The 18866-nt window shown below is 32.8% G+C and carries 18 protein-coding genes; all 18 read left to right on the top strand.

What is annotated here, in order from left to right; translation table 11 throughout:
* The gene (gene neuC / locus MJX77_RS05120) at positions 1-1137 is read left to right on the top strand and encodes a UDP-N-acetylglucosamine 2-epimerase (RefSeq protein WP_192834881.1); all 1137 of its coding nucleotides are present in this window, start codon (positions 1-3) and stop codon (positions 1135-1137) included.
* The gene (locus tag MJX77_RS05115; protein WP_252060701.1) at positions 1127-2221 is read left to right on the top strand and encodes an N-acetylneuraminate synthase family protein; all 1095 of its coding nucleotides are present in this window, start codon (positions 1127-1129) and stop codon (positions 2219-2221) included. The genes neuC and MJX77_RS05115 overlap by 11 nt, the downstream gene beginning before the upstream one ends.
* Positions 2222-2863 carry a PglD-related sugar-binding protein gene (locus MJX77_RS05110; RefSeq protein WP_252060700.1) on the top strand — a complete coding sequence of 214 codons (642 nt, stop codon included), beginning with the start codon at positions 2222-2224 and terminating at the stop codon, positions 2861-2863.
* Entirely contained in the window at positions 2856-3911 is a 1056-nt protein-coding gene (locus MJX77_RS05105) for a nucleotidyltransferase family protein (RefSeq protein ID WP_192834878.1), read from the top strand. Before MJX77_RS05110 ends, MJX77_RS05105 begins: the two co-directional genes overlap by 8 nt.
* Position 3912: 1 nt before the next feature.
* Entirely contained in the window at positions 3913-4884 is a 972-nt protein-coding gene (locus MJX77_RS05100; protein ID WP_252060699.1) for a Gfo/Idh/MocA family protein, read from the top strand.
* Positions 4885-4894: 10 nt separating this feature from the next.
* Positions 4895-5581: an acylneuraminate cytidylyltransferase family protein gene (locus MJX77_RS05095; RefSeq protein ID WP_252060698.1), complete on the top strand. Its 687-nt coding sequence runs from the start codon at positions 4895-4897 to the stop codon at positions 5579-5581.
* A 3-nt stretch (positions 5582-5584) separates the two neighbouring features.
* Positions 5585-6355: an oxidoreductase gene (locus MJX77_RS05090; protein WP_252060697.1), complete on the top strand. Its 771-nt coding sequence runs from the start codon at positions 5585-5587 to the stop codon at positions 6353-6355.
* 26 nt (positions 6356-6381) lie between these two features.
* Complete coding sequence (locus MJX77_RS05085; protein ID WP_252060696.1) at positions 6382-7962, top strand: capsular polysaccharide export protein, LipB/KpsS family; 1581 nt, start codon at positions 6382-6384, stop codon at positions 7960-7962.
* A gap of 31 nt (positions 7963-7993) precedes the next feature.
* Positions 7994-9154, top strand: coding sequence for an MATE family efflux transporter (locus tag MJX77_RS05080; protein ID WP_286089234.1), 1161 nt, complete (start codon positions 7994-7996; stop codon positions 9152-9154).
* A gap of 49 nt (positions 9155-9203) precedes the next feature.
* Positions 9204-10301, top strand: a complete 1098-nt coding sequence (locus MJX77_RS05075; protein ID WP_252060694.1) for a hypothetical protein — start codon at positions 9204-9206, stop codon at positions 10299-10301.
* Between the two features lie 11 nt (positions 10302-10312).
* Positions 10313-11332: a glycosyltransferase gene (locus tag MJX77_RS05070; RefSeq protein WP_252060693.1), complete on the top strand. Its 1020-nt coding sequence runs from the start codon at positions 10313-10315 to the stop codon at positions 11330-11332.
* Positions 11329-12366, top strand: coding sequence for a polysaccharide biosynthesis protein (locus tag MJX77_RS05065; protein ID WP_252060692.1), 1038 nt, complete (start codon positions 11329-11331; stop codon positions 12364-12366). The genes MJX77_RS05070 and MJX77_RS05065 overlap by 4 nt, the downstream gene beginning before the upstream one ends.
* Positions 12367-12368: 2 nt before the next feature.
* A complete protein-coding gene (wbjC, locus tag MJX77_RS05060; protein WP_252060691.1) occupies positions 12369-13478 on the top strand; it encodes a UDP-2-acetamido-2,6-beta-L-arabino-hexul-4-ose reductase in 1110 nt (369 codons plus the stop codon).
* 12 nt (positions 13479-13490) lie between these two features.
* Positions 13491-14621 (top strand): non-hydrolyzing UDP-N-acetylglucosamine 2-epimerase, encoded by a 1131-nt coding sequence (gene wecB, locus MJX77_RS05055; RefSeq protein ID WP_252060690.1) that lies wholly within the window; start codon positions 13491-13493, stop codon positions 14619-14621.
* A gap of 10 nt (positions 14622-14631) precedes the next feature.
* The gene (locus MJX77_RS05050) at positions 14632-15819 is read left to right on the top strand and encodes a glycosyltransferase family 4 protein (RefSeq protein ID WP_252060689.1); all 1188 of its coding nucleotides are present in this window, start codon (positions 14632-14634) and stop codon (positions 15817-15819) included.
* 15 nt (positions 15820-15834) lie between these two features.
* A complete protein-coding gene (locus tag MJX77_RS05045) occupies positions 15835-16773 on the top strand; it encodes an NAD-dependent epimerase/dehydratase family protein (protein ID WP_252060688.1) in 939 nt (312 codons plus the stop codon).
* A 7-nt stretch (positions 16774-16780) separates the two neighbouring features.
* Positions 16781-17782, top strand: a complete 1002-nt coding sequence (locus MJX77_RS05040; protein ID WP_252060687.1) for an MraY family glycosyltransferase — start codon at positions 16781-16783, stop codon at positions 17780-17782.
* 452 nt (positions 17783-18234) lie between these two features.
* A complete protein-coding gene (locus MJX77_RS05035) occupies positions 18235-18855 on the top strand; it encodes a sugar transferase (protein WP_004795444.1) in 621 nt (206 codons plus the stop codon).
* Positions 18856-18866: the final 11 nt, after the last annotated feature.

The following is an 18866-nucleotide window of genomic DNA, read 5'->3' as shown; positions in this document are numbered from 1 at the left end:
ATGAAAAAAATAGCCGTTTTTACAGGAACTCGAGCGGAATATGGTTTGCTGTATTGGTTAATGCGAGATATTCAGCAAGATCCAGAGCTAGAGTTGCAAATTCTAGCTACGGCTATGCATTATTCACCTGAGCATGGCGAAACTTGGAAAACTATTGTTCAAGATGGTTTCGAAATTACCGAATCGGTAGAAATGCTACTGTCATCTGATACATCATCCGCTGTTGTGAAATCGATGGGTGTTGGCTTACTTGGATTTGCAGATGCATTGAAACGTATGCAGCCTGATTTATTAGTTGTTTTGGGTGACCGTTTCGAAGCTTTGGCAGTGACCCAAGCTGCTTTAATCATGCATGTACCTGTTGCACATTTGCATGGTGGTGAAATCACTGAAGGTGCATATGACGAATCAATTCGTCATGCGATCACTAAAATGTCCAATATTCATTTTGCCGCGGCAGAGGAATATAAGAAAAGAATTATTCAGTTAGGCGAGCAACCAGACAAGGTATTTAATGTTGGCGCACTAGGTTTAGATCATATCCAGCGTACAACATTTAAAAATATTGCAGAATTAAGCGAATTATATGATTTTGATTTTTCAAAACCATATTTTCTCATTACTTATCATCCTGAAACTAATTTACTAGAAGAAAATGTTGCGCCTTTATTTGATGCACTTAAGCAAATAAAAGATGTCAATTTTGTCTTTAGTTATCCAAATGCCGACAATGGTAATACTAACATTGTGAAAGCAATGCTTGATTTAAAAGCACAGTTGCCAGATCGTGTAGTGCTTGTAAAGAGTTTTGGTATTCAAAATTATTTAAGTGTTTTGAAAAATGCTTTAGCTATGGTAGGTAACTCATCAAGTGGTCTATCTGAAGCCCCAGCATTACAGGTTCCAACAGTAAATATTGGTGATCGTCAAAAAGGACGTTTGCGTTGTGAATCTATCCTTGATGTTAGATTAGACGAAAATGAAATTTTAGAAGCATTGCAAAAAGCAATAGATTTTCCAGATGATGAATTGAGTCAGGTTGTCCCACCTTTAGGGCTTGGCAACACTTCTCAAAAAATAATTGAACTTATTAAAACGACGGATTTTAAAAAGAAGGCACCATTTTATGATCTTTAATCAAGATGAAATTTATATTATTGCAGAAATTGGTGTAAATCATAATGGCTCTGTAGAGTTAGCAAAAGAGCTTATTTTAAAAGCCAAAGATTGTGGTGCGAACGCTGTTAAATTTCAAACATTTAAAGCAGATAGTTTGTTATCTGATCAAACTGAAATGGCTGCATATCAAAAAGAAAATACAGGTTCTAGTCAAAGCCAATTAGAGCTTGTAAAAAGTTTAGAGCTCACTTATGAGCAGACAGAAGAAATACAGAAATTTTGTGATGAACATAAAATCACTTTTATTTCGACTCCATTTGATTCTGACAGTTTGAAGTTCTTAGTAAATGACATCGATGTACCTTACTTAAAAGTATCATCTGCTGATATTTCAAATTTACCATTTCTTTATGAAATTGCATGTTCAAAAAAACATGTCATTTTATCTACAGGAACGGCGAGTTTGGGTGATATTGAACAAGCCTTATCAGTATTTGCATTTGTTATCGATAAGGGAACAGATGTTCGACCGTCTCAGCAGTTATTTAGAGAAGCTTATTCTAAAATTTCAGTACGTAAACAGTTGAAGGAACAGGTTTCTATTTTACACTGTGTGACTCAATATCCAGCATTATTTGAAGAAAGTAATCTTAAAGCCATTTCAACTTTAAAAAATGTATTTGATTTGGCAACAGGATTTTCTGACCATACGCTTGATGAATATGCAGCGGTTATTGGTGTAAGTCTTGGTGCTCGAATTTTCGAGAAACATATTACATTAGATAAAACGATGGCTGGCCCAGACCATGCAGCATCAATGGAACCAGATGAATTTAAGCATTATGTCGAAATTTTGCATAAAACACATGCAGCTTTAGGCGACGGTATTAAATTTATGCTAGAGCAAGAAAGCGATAACTATTACCTAGTACGTCGTAGTATTGTGGCGAAAACAGATATTGCGGAAGGGGAGCTTTTAACCTCTGACAATGTTACGACAAAACGAGCAGGTCGCGTTTGTTTAGAACCAAATAAGTATTGGGATGTTATTGGTACAAAAGCAAAACGTAGCTTTAAAAAGAACGACTTTATTGAAATTTAAATGAAAAAACTGGCGATTTTTGGTTCAGGTGGCTTTGCAAAAGAGCTAGTAGATTTAGCAATAGATCAAGGCTACCGCCATATATTTTTTTTAGAAAGAAATGCCAAAGATGGTGACACCCTACTTGGTTTCCCCATTTTGCCAGAATCAGTGATTCCGACATTAATGGATACGGTGTATGCAATAGGTGTTGCTGATCCAAAGATTCGTAAAAAAATATATGAAGCTTATCCCGATTTACCTTATCCCAATTTGATCCATTCTCAATCATCACTTGGGTATGGCATTCGGGAGTTGCTAGAACATAGTAAAGGTGTGGTAATTGCGGCTGGAGCGCGAATTACAAATTCATGTCGTTTTGGTCATTTTATTATAGTAAGTTTTAACAGCACAATTGGGCACGACTGTATTCTAGAAAACTACGTTTCTGTCATGCCAGGTGTTAATGTGTCTGGTTGTATTCATTTGAAGCAAGGCACTTACATTGGAACAAATGCTGCTATTTTGCCGGGCAAAAGCCCAGAGCAATTGAAATATTTAGGTGAAAACTCCGTTATAGGTGCGGGTGCTGTGGTTGTGAAACATACGGAACCGAATAAGGTCTATATTGGATCACCTGCTAAGGAATTAAATCGTGACTAGAGATGTTAATAAAATAATTTTGCATAAAAATGATTCAATTCTGAAAGCATTAGAACTTCTTGATTTATATGCTTTAAGAATTGTTTTGGTGGTTGATGATCATAATCAATTGATCGGAAGTATTACAGACGGTGATATTCGTAGAGGTCTCTTAAAAGGCCAAGATGTGCATGCAGCTGTTGAAACAATCATGCATACGAATCCTTATAGTATTGAGGAAGGTAGCTTAAACAATCGTCAGATTTTTGAGATCATGCGTGAAAAAAGTTATCTGGCATTACCTGTAATTAAAAATAATCAACTCGTTAATATTATTACGCTTGATGATTTGATTCGCAAAAAACGTAAAGAGAATCCAGTTTTTATTATGGCTGGTGGTTTTGGTACTCGTTTGCGCCCCCTCACAGATACATGCCCGAAACCGATGTTACCTGTTGGTGGTAAGCCTTTACTAGAAACCATTATCTCAAGCTTTAAAAATCAAGGCTTCTATAAATTCTATATTTCTACCCACTATTTACCAGAAGTGATTAATGAGCATTTTGGTAATGGTGAAAAGCTGGATGTACAGATTCAATATGTACATGAAACTGATCCACTTGGGACTGGTGGTGCATTGAGTCTATTGCCAGCTTCAGATATTAAATTGCCATTCATTGTGATTAATGGTGATGTATTAACAAATATGAATTTTGAAAAGTTATTAGATTTTCATGAAAAGCGCGATGCAATTGCAACAATGTGTGTACGAGAGTTTCAATATCAAATTCCTTATGGCGTAGTTAATTCAGAAGATAATGAAATACAAAGTATGACTGAAAAGCCAAGTTACTTTTTTGATATTAATACAGGTATTTATGTCATTTCACCTGAATTGTTGGCTCAAGTTAATGCACAGTTTATTGGTATGCCGACTATCTTAGAACAGCAAATGGAAAAGAAAAATAAAGTCTTAAGTTATCCTTTACATGAATACTGGCTTGATATTGGTCATATGGAAGACTATAACCGTGCGCAAAAAGATATTCATATGTTGGGTCTAGAATAATATGAAAAATATTGCTGTTATTGGTTTAGGTAATATTGCTACCCGACATCGTCGTAACCTTAAAATGCTTTTTCCTGAAGCAAAATTAATAGTGATGTCTGCCAGTGGTCGTATTCCTAAAGAGCCAGTAACTGATAGTGATCATATAGCAGAAAGTATTGAGGAAATTATTCAGTTGCAAGTTCAGTTTGCAATAATTGCTTCACCAGCTCCTTTCCATGCCCAACATGCAATACCGCTTATTAAAGCTGGTATCCCTGTATTAATAGAAAAACCAGTTTCAGTTACGCAGGCAGATGCTCAAGCTTTAATTGATGCAGAAGCCCAATATAAGACACCTGTCGCAGTAGGTTATTGTTTGCGCTATTTACCTTCAGCGCAGCAAGTAAGACAAATGATACAAGAGGGTGTCATTGGAAACTTATATAATGCATTTATTGAAATTGGTCAGTATTTACCAGATTGGCGACCTACTAAAGATTATCGCGAAACAGTGTCCGCTAAAACTGAATTGGGTGGAGGAGTCCTATTAGAGCTAAGTCACGAGTTAGATTATGCTCAATGGATTTTAGGTTCGCTTACTCCTAAACACGTCATTTTACGTGCTTCAGAAGAGCTGGGTCTGGAAGTCGAGGATAATGCCGATCTTTTAATGACGACAGCCAAAGGAGCTGTTGTTAATATCCATTTAGATTTCTTGCAGCGTAAAGCACATCGTAAATGCCGTTTTATTGGCAGTGAAGGATGTATTGAATGGGATTTAATTCGAAATGAAGTTGTGCTTATAAAGGCTAAAGAGCAACAGGAAATTTATAGCGCCCCTGAGTGGGATAAAAATCAAATGTATTTAGAAATGGTTACCGATTTTATTAGAAAAATAAACGGACAGCCAAACCAATCTATTAATCTACAAGAAGCTGAAAGAACAGTTGGTCTGATTGTAGAGATGAAAGAATTTGTGACGAAAGAATGAGGCTGCTTATATGAGAAATTTTGCATTTATTTTTGCTAGAGGCGGCTCTAAGGGTTTACCAGGAAAAAATATTAAACCACTGGCAGGTAAACCGTTATTACAATATTCAATTGATACAGCTTTAGCATCGGATCTGATTGAACAAGTTTTTGTTTCAACAGATGATCAGGCTATTGCACAAGTCGCTATAGAAGGTGGAGCAATTCTTATAGAGCGACCTGCTGAACTAGCAACTGATCAAAGCCCAGAATGGTTGTCTTGGCGTCATGCCGTTGAGTGGGCAACTGAGCACTATGGTTCATTTGATGGTTTTGTTAGTTTGCCTGCAACAAGTCCATTACGTAGTCAAGACGATGTAGAAGCTGCGATTTTAAAAAGACAAGCAGAGACAGCTGATATTTGTATTGCAATTACACCCGCAAGCCGCAGTCCATATTTTAATATGGTTAAGCACAACGAGACTGGTTTTGTTGAGCTTGTAAACCAACCTGAGGGCGAGGTGTCACGCCGTCAAGATGCTCCTAAAGTTTTTGATATTACAACAGTAGTCTATGCGACAACGCCACAGTTTGTGCTGAATAACTATGGTTTATTTTCAGGGAAAGTTGCGAGTATTGAAGTGCCAAAAGCAAGAGCCGTAGATATCGATGATATTTACGATTTTCGTTTAGCTGAAGCTATTATTAAAGGTGAATAATTGATGCAAAATTTATTACAGAATAAAACCTTTTTAGTAGCTGGTGCTGGTGGGTTATTAGGCACGCGTTTAGTGGCGGCTATATTAGAACAAGGTGCAAAAGTTATCGCAGCTGATATAACCGTTGAATCTATGGAAACTCGATTAAGTAGTGTAGGAGTTAATCCTACAAACGAAAAGTTATCGTTGGTTTCCTTAGATGTAACAAATGAAACAAGTGTAAAGTTATTTTTTTCAACAGATCTTAAAATTGATGGAGCTGTTAATACAACATATCCACGTAATAAGACATATGGTTCACACTTTTTTGATGTGACCCTTGAAAGCTTTAATGAGAACTTATCACTACATTTAGGTAGTATGTTTTTGTTCACTCAGCAATGTGCAAAATATTTTACACAATGCCAGACTCCTTTTTCGCTTGTAAATATCTCATCTATTTATGGAGTGGTTGCTCCAAAATTTGATATCTATAACAACACGAAAATGACAATGCCTGTTGAGTATGCTGCAATTAAATCAGCAACACTCCATTTAAATAAATACACAGTTGCTTATGTCAACGATAGTCGGTTCCGCATTAATTGTGTAAGTCCAGGTGGTATCTTTGATCATCAGCCTGAACCATTTTTAGAAGCATATAAAAACCATACCCACGGAGCTGGTATGTTAGATGTTACAGAAATCATAGGTTCAGTTTTATTCTTACTTTCTGAACAATCAAGATATGTAACTGGTCAAAATATTATTGTCGATGATGGCTTTAGCTTGTAATTAATTTAGAAGTAAGGATGTATTTTATGATTAATAAATTGAAAAGAATTATAAGCTATGCTAAGCCCTATAAACCAAGCCCAATTGAGCAAGAGTTTACTCAACTCAATAATCAATATTGGAAAAATGAAAAAACAGCTGTAACTGAAAACGGTTATTGCCTAATAGAAGGTCAGATTACTTGTCCAGCAAGTATTATGGATAAAGCAAGAATAGGAAAAGCAATACAAGAGGTTACAGGGGCTAAGCCTGTTGTGTTTTTAAGAGGATTTTATGAAGAAGGGAATGATGTAGCACATATTTATAAATCCTTTAATATCAGTAATTTTTATATGTGGTGGAAAGGTTTTTTAAATCCTGCAATCTTTATTCCTGCTTTTTTTACAACCTTAAAAACAGTTATTTTATATAAAGATGGTAATAAATTAGCTAGTCTTACCCATAAGGGTGTGGAGGTAGGAGAGCTTATTTATGATACACTGATTAGATTTAAACCAAATACTTATACAATTGATAAAATTAAGTTTACACATTTTAGATTAATATTTCGAGCATTTTTGACCTTTTATAATAATGAATACTTGATTAAAAAATATAAACCGAAGTATTTAGTTACAAGTCATAATGTTTATGCTGAATTTGGTTTGTTACCTAGACAATTAAAAAAAGTAAGTAATACAAATGTGATTTTCTTAAAAGATATTTATGCATATAAATGCTATAACTCATCTATAAGTATAAAAGAGCATTTTCTTAAGCCTTCAATTGAACTTTTTAATCAAAAATTGTCCTCATCTGAATACTTGAAAGAAGCTAGATCTTATGTTGAAAATAGATTTAATGGAAATATTGATCAAATTGATGTAAAAAATGCATTTTTGAATAAAAAGACTTATAGCTTAGATGAGTTAAAAGAAATATTTCCGAAAGTAGACAAGAGCAAAAAAAATATTGTTGTAATGTCTCATGCCTTTTCGGATGCTCCACATGTTGGTGAAGGTTTATTATTTAACGACTATTACGATTTTTTAGTAAAAACCTTAATTAGATTGAATGAAAATACTCAAGTAAATACTTTTGTTAAAGCTCATCCTAGCTCTTATATGTGGAATGAAAAAGGAGCTGTAGAAGAGTTATTAGAAAAATATCGGTTAGAGAATATTTATATATTACCCAACAACTTAAATACTAACTCTATTGTTAACTTTGCAGATTATATCGTTACTGCAAAAGGCACGGCAGGGCTCGAGTTTAGCTGTCTGGGCATACCAGCAGTAACAGCGGGTAAAGGGTATTATTATGGATTTGGTATTACTAAAGAACCAGATACTGTAGAAGAGTATTATAGTATATTAGATAATATCACTAAAATTGAACGTTTAGACAAAGAAACAGTAAATAGAGCATTAGTTTTACTTTATATAGTCGCGCAAAGTAGACGTCATTCTAAAATCTTACCAAAAAGCCATATTATGCCAGGTGAGGTTTATTCAGAAGTCTATTTAAACAAGTATAAGGAAATTATTGAGAATTTCAAAAATGGAGAAGCTATGAAAGATAGCTTCTATGATGAAATTAAGAAGGATGTAGTAAATAGCCATGTTTAAAAAAGGGTTAATATATATACTGCTGAATTATATGATTCAATTTTTGAATATTTTATTTAATTTACTATTAATGAAATATTTAAATTCCTATCAGTTAGGCAGCTTAGCTCTTGCTAAAACATGGCAACAGTTTGTAGATTATTCACATTTAGGCGCTAGATTTTCTCTAGATCGTTATATTCCCGTAGCAAAGGATGAAGAAAAAAAATATCTAGTTGCAACAGTATTGTTTACTACATTTATTGGTGCTTTGTTTATTTTATTAGTGGCTGTTATATTTAATAAAGCGGATGTTGTAATTTCGATTCTTACTGCAAGTGGTGTTTTTATTGCAGTGGGAAATATTGTAAAGGCCTATTATCGAGCAACAAATAATTTGACAGAAATGTTGAAGCTGGTCTTTTATAACCAGTTAGTGCCACTTTTAATTTCTATTGCTATATATTTTTATACTTTAGATTTTAATCTGTATCTTATTTCATTACTATCATCTTATTTATTTTTCGCACTTATTTTGTTTTATAGAGAAAGAGAAATTTTTCAATTTATTAAATATGAAAGAGTGAAACATGTAATCAAAGAAATAGCTGTTCCTTCTTTTTTACTATTTGTAAACTCATTGGTGGTTTTTTTATATTTAGTAATGGATCGATTTTTTATTGACTATTCTAATGGTAGAGAAGAGTTAGGCCATTATAGTATTATATTGTTTGCTTTTAGTGCTTTAATGATTATACCAGCAAGTGTTGCAGAATTATTGTTTGTAAAAATCATAAAACAAAGTTGTGAATTAGGAAAACGTATTTTTTGGAAAGAAACTTTTATAACTTTAGGTATTACTCTAGTAGGTGTAATTGTAGCAAATTTTTGTATGGATTATTTTGTAGTTAAATATACTGATTATAGTTTTTTAATTCCTCAAATGCATATGGCAACTTTAGCAGTCATACCTTTTGCATTAACGGCAATTTATTATCATGTGATGAATGGTTTGGATTTAAGAAGGGAGATTGTTGTAGTAAATTTAACTGTCTGTATTGTCTTAATTTTATATTATATGTACCCCCTCTTTTTCAAACATAGCTATAATTTGAATTATTATTTATATGCAAAAATTTGTACTGGATGGTTTATATTTTTAGGATATGTATTTTTTATATTAATGGCTAGGAAAAAGTTGATTAGTTTTTAATTGCCAAGAGTGTTATGAAACTAATTTTTATTATTTGGAGCGAATATATATGAGAGTGTTTCTTAAAGAATTAAAAGAAGATATTCTTTTGTATTTGGCTTTATTTCTACTTTTTTCTAACTATATGCTTTTTACAGCATTTGACTGGGGAGGAGAAGATGCCTTTAATTTATTGAAAAATAGTGTAAGGATGGTTTGCCTGTTTTTATTGCTTTTATATATGGGGCAAATTGGTAAGATTAAATATTCAATTTTATTTAGTATTTTATTAATACTTGTTTTTTATATTGTTAATGGGAATGATATTTTACTTAATATTTTTTTTCTATTAATTATTTTTTCATGTTTGTCTCGAGTTAAATTAAATAATATTGTTGTTTTTACTTTCTTTAGTTATGTCATTTATTTTTTTCTACATAATATTTTTATTTTTACGGGAATCTTGGAAAATTCTATTTCTTCATTTGATGAGCGTGTAAGAAATTCTTATGGCTTTTCAAATGCTAATAGATTGGGTGTTTTTTATTTTTATTTTTTTATGTTAAATTTTTATATGATTGCTCATAACGGTAAAGATTTTTATAAAAAAATTATTTTTTATTTTTTTGCTATCAGCTCTATAATTTATATTCAACTTTCAGATGCTCGTACTTCATTGTTTTTATGCATATTGATTGTATTTCTTTGGCAAATTTCTAAATTAGATTTATTTTATAAACTTCAGCGTTTTAGTCTGAATTTTATTATTATTTTTTCAGCTGGTGTTAGTTTTTATTTGGCTTCAAATGCTGGGGGTAGTTTTAATGAAGTTCTTAGTTATAGACCAGCTTTTTTTAAGCAGTATACAGATCTTTTGTTTGAAAATAATATGAGTATCATCTTTGGTGTTCCTTTGAATGAAGATATCACTGTAGATAATAGTTATATTATTTTTTCAGGAGCAATAGGAATTGTTCTTTCTTTTATTATTTACTTTTTTTCACCATTTATTTCCTATAAAAAATATATACCTCGTGCATATGTAATTATGATTATTGCTTCACTGTTATATGGAGTATTCGAAAGTAACCTGTTGCGTGTCGAAATGTTAGCGCCAATATTTGTTTTATTTTGCTTGTTTTTTGGTAAAAAAGAAAATTTTTCTTGATAGGATAGGACATGATTTTACTTGATGCAGTTTATATAAATGATAGTGGTGGTCTAGTACTACTTAATTATTTAATTGGAATTGTTCAAGAAAGAAAGCTTAATGTTTTTTATTTATTGGATAGTCGTACACAAGATTATTTTAATGATATAGATCAAGAGAGAGTAAAATTTATAAAAAACTCTCATGCTGAGCGTTTAAATTTTTATTCTAAATGTAAAGATAAATTTCAATCTGTTTTATGTTTTGGAAATGTTCCGCCTCCATTACGATTGAACGCTAAAGTTTTTGTTTACTTTCATCAAAAGCTTTTTTTAGAAATCCCTAATGAATTTAGCTTAAAAGGTAAGTTGGTTTATAAAATAAAGCAATTATATTTAAATTTTTACAAAAACAATTGTGATAAATGGTTAGTACAAAGTAAATTAATGCAAGAACAGTTTGCTGAAAAATATTTAAATAAGAATTTAAGTAATATTTATATATTGCCTTTTTATCCCCCGTTAAATTTAGATGTTGTAAAACCTTTACGTACTCAGGATTCTTTTATTTATGTGAGTAATAGCGGACCACATAAAAATCATGAAAATTTAATACATGCGTTTTGTGAAGCTTACGATATAACTAAATCGGGCTCTTTAACGCTTACTGTTCCAAAACATAATGTTGTTTTGAATAATTTAATTAGTGAGAAAGTCGAGCTAGGCTATCCTATTTTAAATGTTGGTTTTATAGATAGAGAACAATTGGGGCAACTATATTTGTCTTCTGAATATTTAATTTTTCCTTCTTTGTCTGAAAGCTTTGGTTTAGGCCTTGTAGAAGGAATAGATGGGGGTTGTAAGATCCTTGTGTCAGATCTACCTTATGCTTATGAGGTGTGTAAACCTTCTTTGACTTTCAATCCTTATACTAAAGAAAGTATCAAAATTGCTATAATTCGGGCAATGAATGAGAAGTTAACAGATTCGGAAAAAACAATTTCCAATGATATTGATCGTTTAATTTTACTTTTATCGGATAAAATATGAGTTTTAAAGGAAAAACATTATTAATCACTGGTGGTACAGGATCGTTTGGTAACGCTGTTTTAAAACGCTTTTTAGAAACAGATATTAAAGAAATCCGTATCTTTAGTCGCGATGAAAAAAAGCAAGATGATATGCGCAAGAAATATCATTCAGCAAAGCTAAAATTTTATATAGGTGATGTGCGCGACTATAACAGTATTTTGAATGCTACTCGTGGTGTTGATTATATTTACCATGCAGCAGCTTTAAAGCAAGTTCCTTCATGTGAATTTCATCCGATGGAAGCTGTAAAGACCAATGTATTGGGTACTGAAAATGTACTTGAAGCAGCCATTCAAAACCATGTTAAGCGTGTTGTATGTTTAAGTACGGATAAAGCAGTTTACCCAATTAATGCAATGGGTATTTCTAAAGCCATGATGGAAAAAGTTATGGTCGCAAAGTCACGTAACCTAGAGGGTTTAGATACGGTTATCTGTGGTACCCGCTATGGCAATGTGATGGCATCACGCGGTTCGGTAATTCCTTTATTTGTTGATCAGATTCGTCAAGGTAAGCCTCTTACTATTACCGATCCGAATATGACTCGTTTCATGATGACTTTAGAAGATGCGGTAGACTTAGTTCTCTATGCTTTCGAGCATGGTGAAAACGGGGATATTTTTGTACAAAAAGCTCCTGCAGCTACAATTTCAGTATTAGCTGAAGCATTAAAACAGTTATTAAACGTTGAAGATCATCCTATTTCTATTATGGGTACCCGTCATGGTGAAAAAGCTTTCGAAGCTTTATTAAGCCGTGAAGAAATGGTACATGCTTTTGATCAAGGTGATTATTTCCGCGTACCAGCAGACCAACGCGACTTGAACTATGAAAAGTATGTAGAAGATGGTGATTTAAAAATTACTGAGTTTGAAGATTACAACTCGCATAACACTACTCGTCTAGATGTAGAAGGTATGAAACAATTATTGCTTAAACTAGATTTTGTTCGCGCATTAACAAGAGGCGAATACATTTCACCAGAGGCGTAAGCATGAAAGTTTTAGTTACCGGTTCTAATGGTTTTATTGCAAAAAACTTTATTCAGTTTTTATTAGAGAAACCTGAAGTTGAGATTTTAAAAGCTCATCGTAAAACAACAGATCAAGAGTTAGAGCAATCTATTCTTGCTTCAGACTGGATTGTACATTTAGCGGGTGTAAATCGCCCTTTAAATGAAAGTGAATTTGCGGAAGGCAATACCACTTTAACTGAAAAGATCTGTCAAATTTTGCAGCAAGCGAATAAGAAAACTCCGATTATCTTATCGTCTTCTATTCAGGTCGAACGTGATAATCCTTATGGTAAAAGTAAGTTAGGTGGAGAGCAGGCATTGGTAGCTCTCAACCAAGCACAAGGTAATCCGGTCTATATTTGCCGTTTAGCCAACGTTTTTGGTAAATGGTCACGTCCGAACTATAACTCTGCAGTTGCAACTTTTTGCCATAATGTTGCAAATGAATTGCCGTTACAAATTCACGATGAAAATGCTGTGATTCGTCTTGTTTATGTCGATGATGTAGTTGAGACATTCTGGAATATTATCACTGGACAACAGGTTGAACAATTTTTTCAAGTCGAACCTGAATACCAAATTACTGTAGGCAACTTAGCTAAAGTTTTAAATGGCTTTAAAGCATCTCGAGATACGCTTATTACAGATCGAGTGGGAACTGGGCTAACTCGTGCACTTTATTCAACTTATTTAAGCTTCTTAAAGTCTGAGCAATTTGATTACAGTGTTCCAAAATATGGTGATGATCGCGGTGTATTCGTTGAAATGCTAAAGACACCAGATGCAGGACAGTTTTCTTACTTTACTGCTCATCCAGGAATTACCCGTGGTGGTCATTATCATCATACAAAAACTGAAAAGTTTCTTGTTATTAAGGGTAAGGCACTATTTAAGTTTAAGCATGTTGTTACAGGTGAATTTTATGAGCTTGAAACACAAGGCGATGAACCACGAATTGTAGAAACCGTACCGGGTTGGACACATGATATTACTAACATCGGTGAAGATGAGATGGTAGTAATGCTATGGGCAAATGAAATTTTTGATCGTGATAAGCCAGATACTTATGCGATGCCAATAACAAATTAAGAGTATAGATTTGTGAAAAAGTTAAAGTTAATGACAGTGGTGGGCACACGTCCAGAAATTATTCGTTTATCTCGTGTAATGGCTGCGTGTGATGAGTATTTTGATCATGTTATTGTTCATACCGGTCAAAACTATGATTATGAATTGAATGAAATTTTCTTTACTGATTTGGGTATTCGTAAACCTGACCATTTCTTAAATGCAGCGGGTGTGACAGGTGCAGAAACGATTGGTAATGTAATTATTGCAGTTGATAAGATTTTAGATGAAGTGCAACCTGAAGCTTTACTTGTTTTAGGTGATACTAACAGCTGTATGGCAGTCCTACCTGCAAAACGCCGCAAGATTCCAACTTTCCACATGGAAGCTGGAAACCGTTGTTTTGATATGCGAGTTCCTGAAGAAATTAACCGCCGAATTGTCGATCATACTGCTGATATCAATTTAACTTACAGTACGATTGCTCGCGATTATTTATTAGCAGAAGGCTTACCAGCTGACTTAGTAATCAAAACGGGTAGTCCAATGTTTGAGGTACTTCATCATTACAAAGCAAAAATAGAAGCTTCTGATGTCCTTGAACGTTTAAATTTAAAAGAGCATGAATATTTTATTGTGAGTGCTCACCGTGAAGAAAATATTAATTCAGATCAGAATTTCTTAGATTTGGTTGAAATGTTAAATGCAGTTGCAGAGCAATATCAGTACCCTGTGATTGTATCGACACATCCGCGTACGCGTAAACGTATTGAAGAGTTAAATGTTGAATTTCATCCTTTAATTCAATTATTAAAACCACTAGGTTTTAGCGACTACAATAAGTTACAGCTTTCAGCAAAAGCGGCATTGTCTGATAGTGGAACGATTAATGAAGAATCATCAATCTTGAATTTCCCTGCACTTAACTTACGTCAAGCGCATGAGCGTCCAGAAGGAATGGAAGAAGCTGCTGTAATGATGGTAGGTTTAAAAGCGGAACGCATTTTACAAGGTTTGGCAATTTTAGAAGGGCAGTCTAGAGGCGAAAATCGTCTTTTACGTTTAGTTGAAGACTACAGCATGCCAAATGTAAGTGAAAAAGTTGTGCGTATCATTATGAGTTACACAGATTATGTAAATCGAGTGATTTGGAAAAAGTATTGAGGTTTAAGCAGTGAAGAAGAAGGTCTATTTAATCACAGAATATTATCACCCATATCAAAATACGACAGGTTACTTGTTAGGAAAATTGTATGACACGTTGAATATACAAAGTGATATAGACCTTGTTCTTATTGCAAAAGAGGATACGAATTGTCCTCAACATGCAAATGCACATTTTATTAAAGCTAAAAAGCCTAATAAAGCGAGTTTGTTTAAAAGATTTTTATATGAGTTAGTTATTGCTTTTAGTTTCTTAACTAAAACTCTGAAAGTAGTGAAAAAGGATAGTATAGTCTTTACAGGTACGACTCCTATTTTGCTCCTTTTTGTTTTATTCATTATTAAAAAGTTTCTAAATTTTAAATGGATATTGTTAGTTCATGATGTTTTTCCAGAAAATTTGGCAGCGGCTAAAATTTTAAAAAATGATCATTTTCTATTTAAAATATTAAAAAGTTTATTTGATAGGATTTATGCAAGTGCTGATGAGGTTATTGTCATTGGCAAAGACATGAAAGAATTAGTGCATCAAAAAACGAATCAAAATAACAATATTACTGTAGTGCAGAACTGGATTGATTCTTCGGATATTGGTACAGAACTTAAAACTGATAACCGAATTTTAAAAGAATTGAATTGGCTTGATAGTGAAACTACGATTTTTCAATTCTTCGGAAATATTGGCCGTGTTCAAGGTGTAGAAAATATTCTGCATGCGATTCAGAAAATGGAATATGCACATTTGGCAAAATTCATTTTTATTGGTGATGGTGCATACGTGGCTCGTCTTAAAGAGCAAATTCAGTCTTTAGGTTCTCAAAATATTCTTTACTATGGATCTTTAGATCAGAAAGAAAAAACGACGGGTTTAAATGCTTGTGATGTTGCATTAATTACATTGGCTGATGGAATGTTAGGTTTAGGTGTTCCCAGTAAATCTTATTTTTCTATGGCGGCTGATAAACCTTTGCTCGCGATTATGGATAGTGAATCAGAAGTCGCAGATATGATTAATACACATCATATTGGTTGGGTGGTTCCCCCTAATAATGAAGATTTGTTGGCTAAACAACTTGATGAAATTGTGTTAGCAAAACATCAATATTCGTTTAATTCGTCAAGAAAAATACTCAATGAATTTTATTCAGAAAGAGTAGCAATGGATAAAATTCTAAAAATTATTAGAAAGCTTTCTTAAGACTGTACTTTAAAAATGAAGATATTAATTACAGGAAGTAATGGTTTTGTGGGTTCACATTTATGTGAATATTTTTCGACAATTCCCGAATATAGTGTTCTTGCTCAAATTCGGGAAAAAACACAAAATTTAAGTACGTCCATAGAAACTATCATTTTTGATTTAAATGATGATCTAACAAATCTTGATTTAAGTTCAGTAGATGTTGTCGTGCATTGTGCTGGACGTGCTCATATTATGAAAGAAGTAGAGAGTGAGCCACTTTCCATTTATAGACAGATAAATGTAGAAGGTACACTTAATTTAGCAAAAAAAGCAGCTAAAGCTGGCGTGAAACGTTTTATCTTTATGAGTAGTATAAAGGTAAATGGTGAAGTAACTGCCAATAAGCCATTTACACCAAATGAAAGTGTTTCAAATCCTCAAGATCCTTATGGATTATCAAAATTTGAAGCTGAGCAAGCTTTATTAAATTTGGCTCAAAACGTTAAAATGGATGTAGTTATTATTCGTCCAGTATTAATTTATGGGCCAAATGTTAAGGTGAACTTTAAGAGTATGGTAAATCTGGCTGCAAAAGGAATTCCTTTACCTGTTGGCTGTCTTGATAATAAAAGAAGTATGGTAAGTATTTATAATTTAATTGATTTTATCGATATTTGTTTATTACATCCTTTAGCAAAAAATCAAATTTTTTTGATAAGTGATCAAGATGATATAACTGTTAAAGAATTATTTACGAAGCTAGCTAAAGTTCAAGGTAAAAAGCTTATCGCCTTACCTGTACCTAAAGTACTGATTAACTATGTAGCTAAACTTTTTAATAAAGAGGCTATTGCCTTAAGACTTTGTTCGTCATTAGTGGTTGATACATCAAAGAATGTAGAACTATTGGATTGGAAAGCACCTTATAGTGTTGATGACTGCTTAAATTTAATGTTTAAAAAAAATTAACGCTAGTATGAATGTCGTGATCCCTCTCATTCTTTTTTTTCTTCTTTCTTTTACTTTGACTTATTGCGTTCGCAGATATGCCTTAAAAAAAAATATTATTGATTTACCTAATTTTAGAAGCTCACATGTTGCACCAACACCGCGTGGTGGTGGTTTAGCAATTGTCTTAACTTTCATGTTAGCTTTGTTCTATTGTTTTATAAATCAATTGATAAGTTTTAATGAGTTCTTCGTCATAGGTGGAGGATGTTTAGGCATTGCTATTCTCGGTTTTTGTGATGACCATACTCATATCAACTCTATGCTTCGTTTAACTATTCATTTTATTGCTGCAATTTTCATAGTGTTTAATTTGAGTGATCTTAGTCAAGTTGCTGTTTTTAATGACTTAAGTTTAGGGTTTTTTACCAATATTTTGGCAGTCTTATTTCTTGTCTGGATGTTAAATTTATATAATTTCATGGATGGCATTAATGGCATCGCAAGTATTGAAGCAATATCTGTAGGAGTAAATTTAGCTTTGATATATGGCTGGTATGGTTCTAATAATTTTATATTACTTGCAATAGCTTCTATAGTGAGTGGTTTTCTATTTTGGAATTTTCCAAAAGCAAAAATTTTTATGGGAGATGTAGGCAGTAGTTTTTTAGGATTTTTATTCGCAGTTCTTGCTTTATATGCATTAAAAATAGATTTTAATTTATTTCTGGCTTGGGTTATCTGTTTAGGAATTTTTATTGTAGATGCTACATTTACACTCGTGAGACGTATCTTCCGAGGTGAAAAAATTTATCAGGCACACCGAAGTCATGCTTATCAATATGCTGCTAGATATTTTTCTAGTCATACAGTAGTGTCTTTAGCAATTTTATTAATTAATTTTGTCTGGTTAATGCCTTGTGCATTTTTTGTATTAAATAAAAGTATATCTCCATTATTTGGTTTAATCATTACTTACATTCCTTTAATATTTTTAGCTCTATATTTTAAAGCTGGTAAATCAGAATAAAACTTATGATTTTTCATAGGACTATATAAATTTTTCTAATACTATATATAGAGTTTTTTTAGTTTTTCTAAATTCGTAGATTAACTTTGGCTCTCACTTCTCAAAAGAAATGTTTATTTTTGTTTTGAAATTGATGCAGAACTAAAATCTAAAACATGAAAACTATAATTTTATAGTTGATACTGAAGAGATGAAGTGTTTCAAAATATTTTAAATATCAATATTTTATTTATTTTTGAAAGTCAAAAAGTTATAGTGGTTTAGTAAGGTAGATGGATGATTTTTTAGATAACAAATAAGTAATATTGAAGTACGTTTTATAGCAGGGTAAAAGTTACGTCATCCAATCTATGATAGTATGCTCTGCATAAATCGTCTTGAGAGAGACAAATGCTAAATAAAGCATATTTTTTAGTTTTCTTTGTAAATCAATTGAAAATAAGAGTGAATACATGATGAAACGGATAGTTGACATCGTAATTTCCTTAACCGCATTAATCATTTTGTCCCCAATCTTTTTTTGGGTAGCATATAAGGTTCGTAAAAATTTAGGTTCTCCAGTCCTCTTTTATCAAGAAAGACCGGGGAAAGACGGAAAATTATTTAAAATGATTAAATTCCGTTCTATGAAAGATGCGTTCGATTCTGAAGGTAATCCCTTACCAGATGAAGAGAGAATTACCCCATTTGGGCATAAGTTGCGTTCTACAACTCTAGATGAAATGCCGCAGCTCATTAATGTTTTAAAAGGTGATATGAGTATTGTTGGTCCCCGACCTCAGTTAGCTGATTTTTTAGAACATTATACCTCTCGACAAATGCGTCGTCATGATGTTAAACCAGGTATGACAGGCCTTGCTCAGATCAGTGGAAGAAATAACTTAAGTTGGGAAGAAAAATTTGAGCTTGATATAGAATATGTTGAAACACATAATCTATCTCTAGATTTTAAGATTATGGCGAGAACAGTATTGGTTATGTTGAAAAAAGAAGGCATTAATGCGCCAGATCAATTGGTAGGTGCGAGTCGTTTTTCTGGTTCAGCGCGCGATGAAGATAAAGCAAGTCTATAAGTAAATATTCA

It is taken from the genome of Acinetobacter sp. AHP123, assembly GCF_023757925.1.
Lineage (GTDB): Bacteria > Pseudomonadota > Gammaproteobacteria > Pseudomonadales > Moraxellaceae > Acinetobacter > Acinetobacter oleivorans.
Note: the sequence above shows the minus strand (reverse complement) of the source record. Positions and strands in the feature narration are given on the sequence as shown.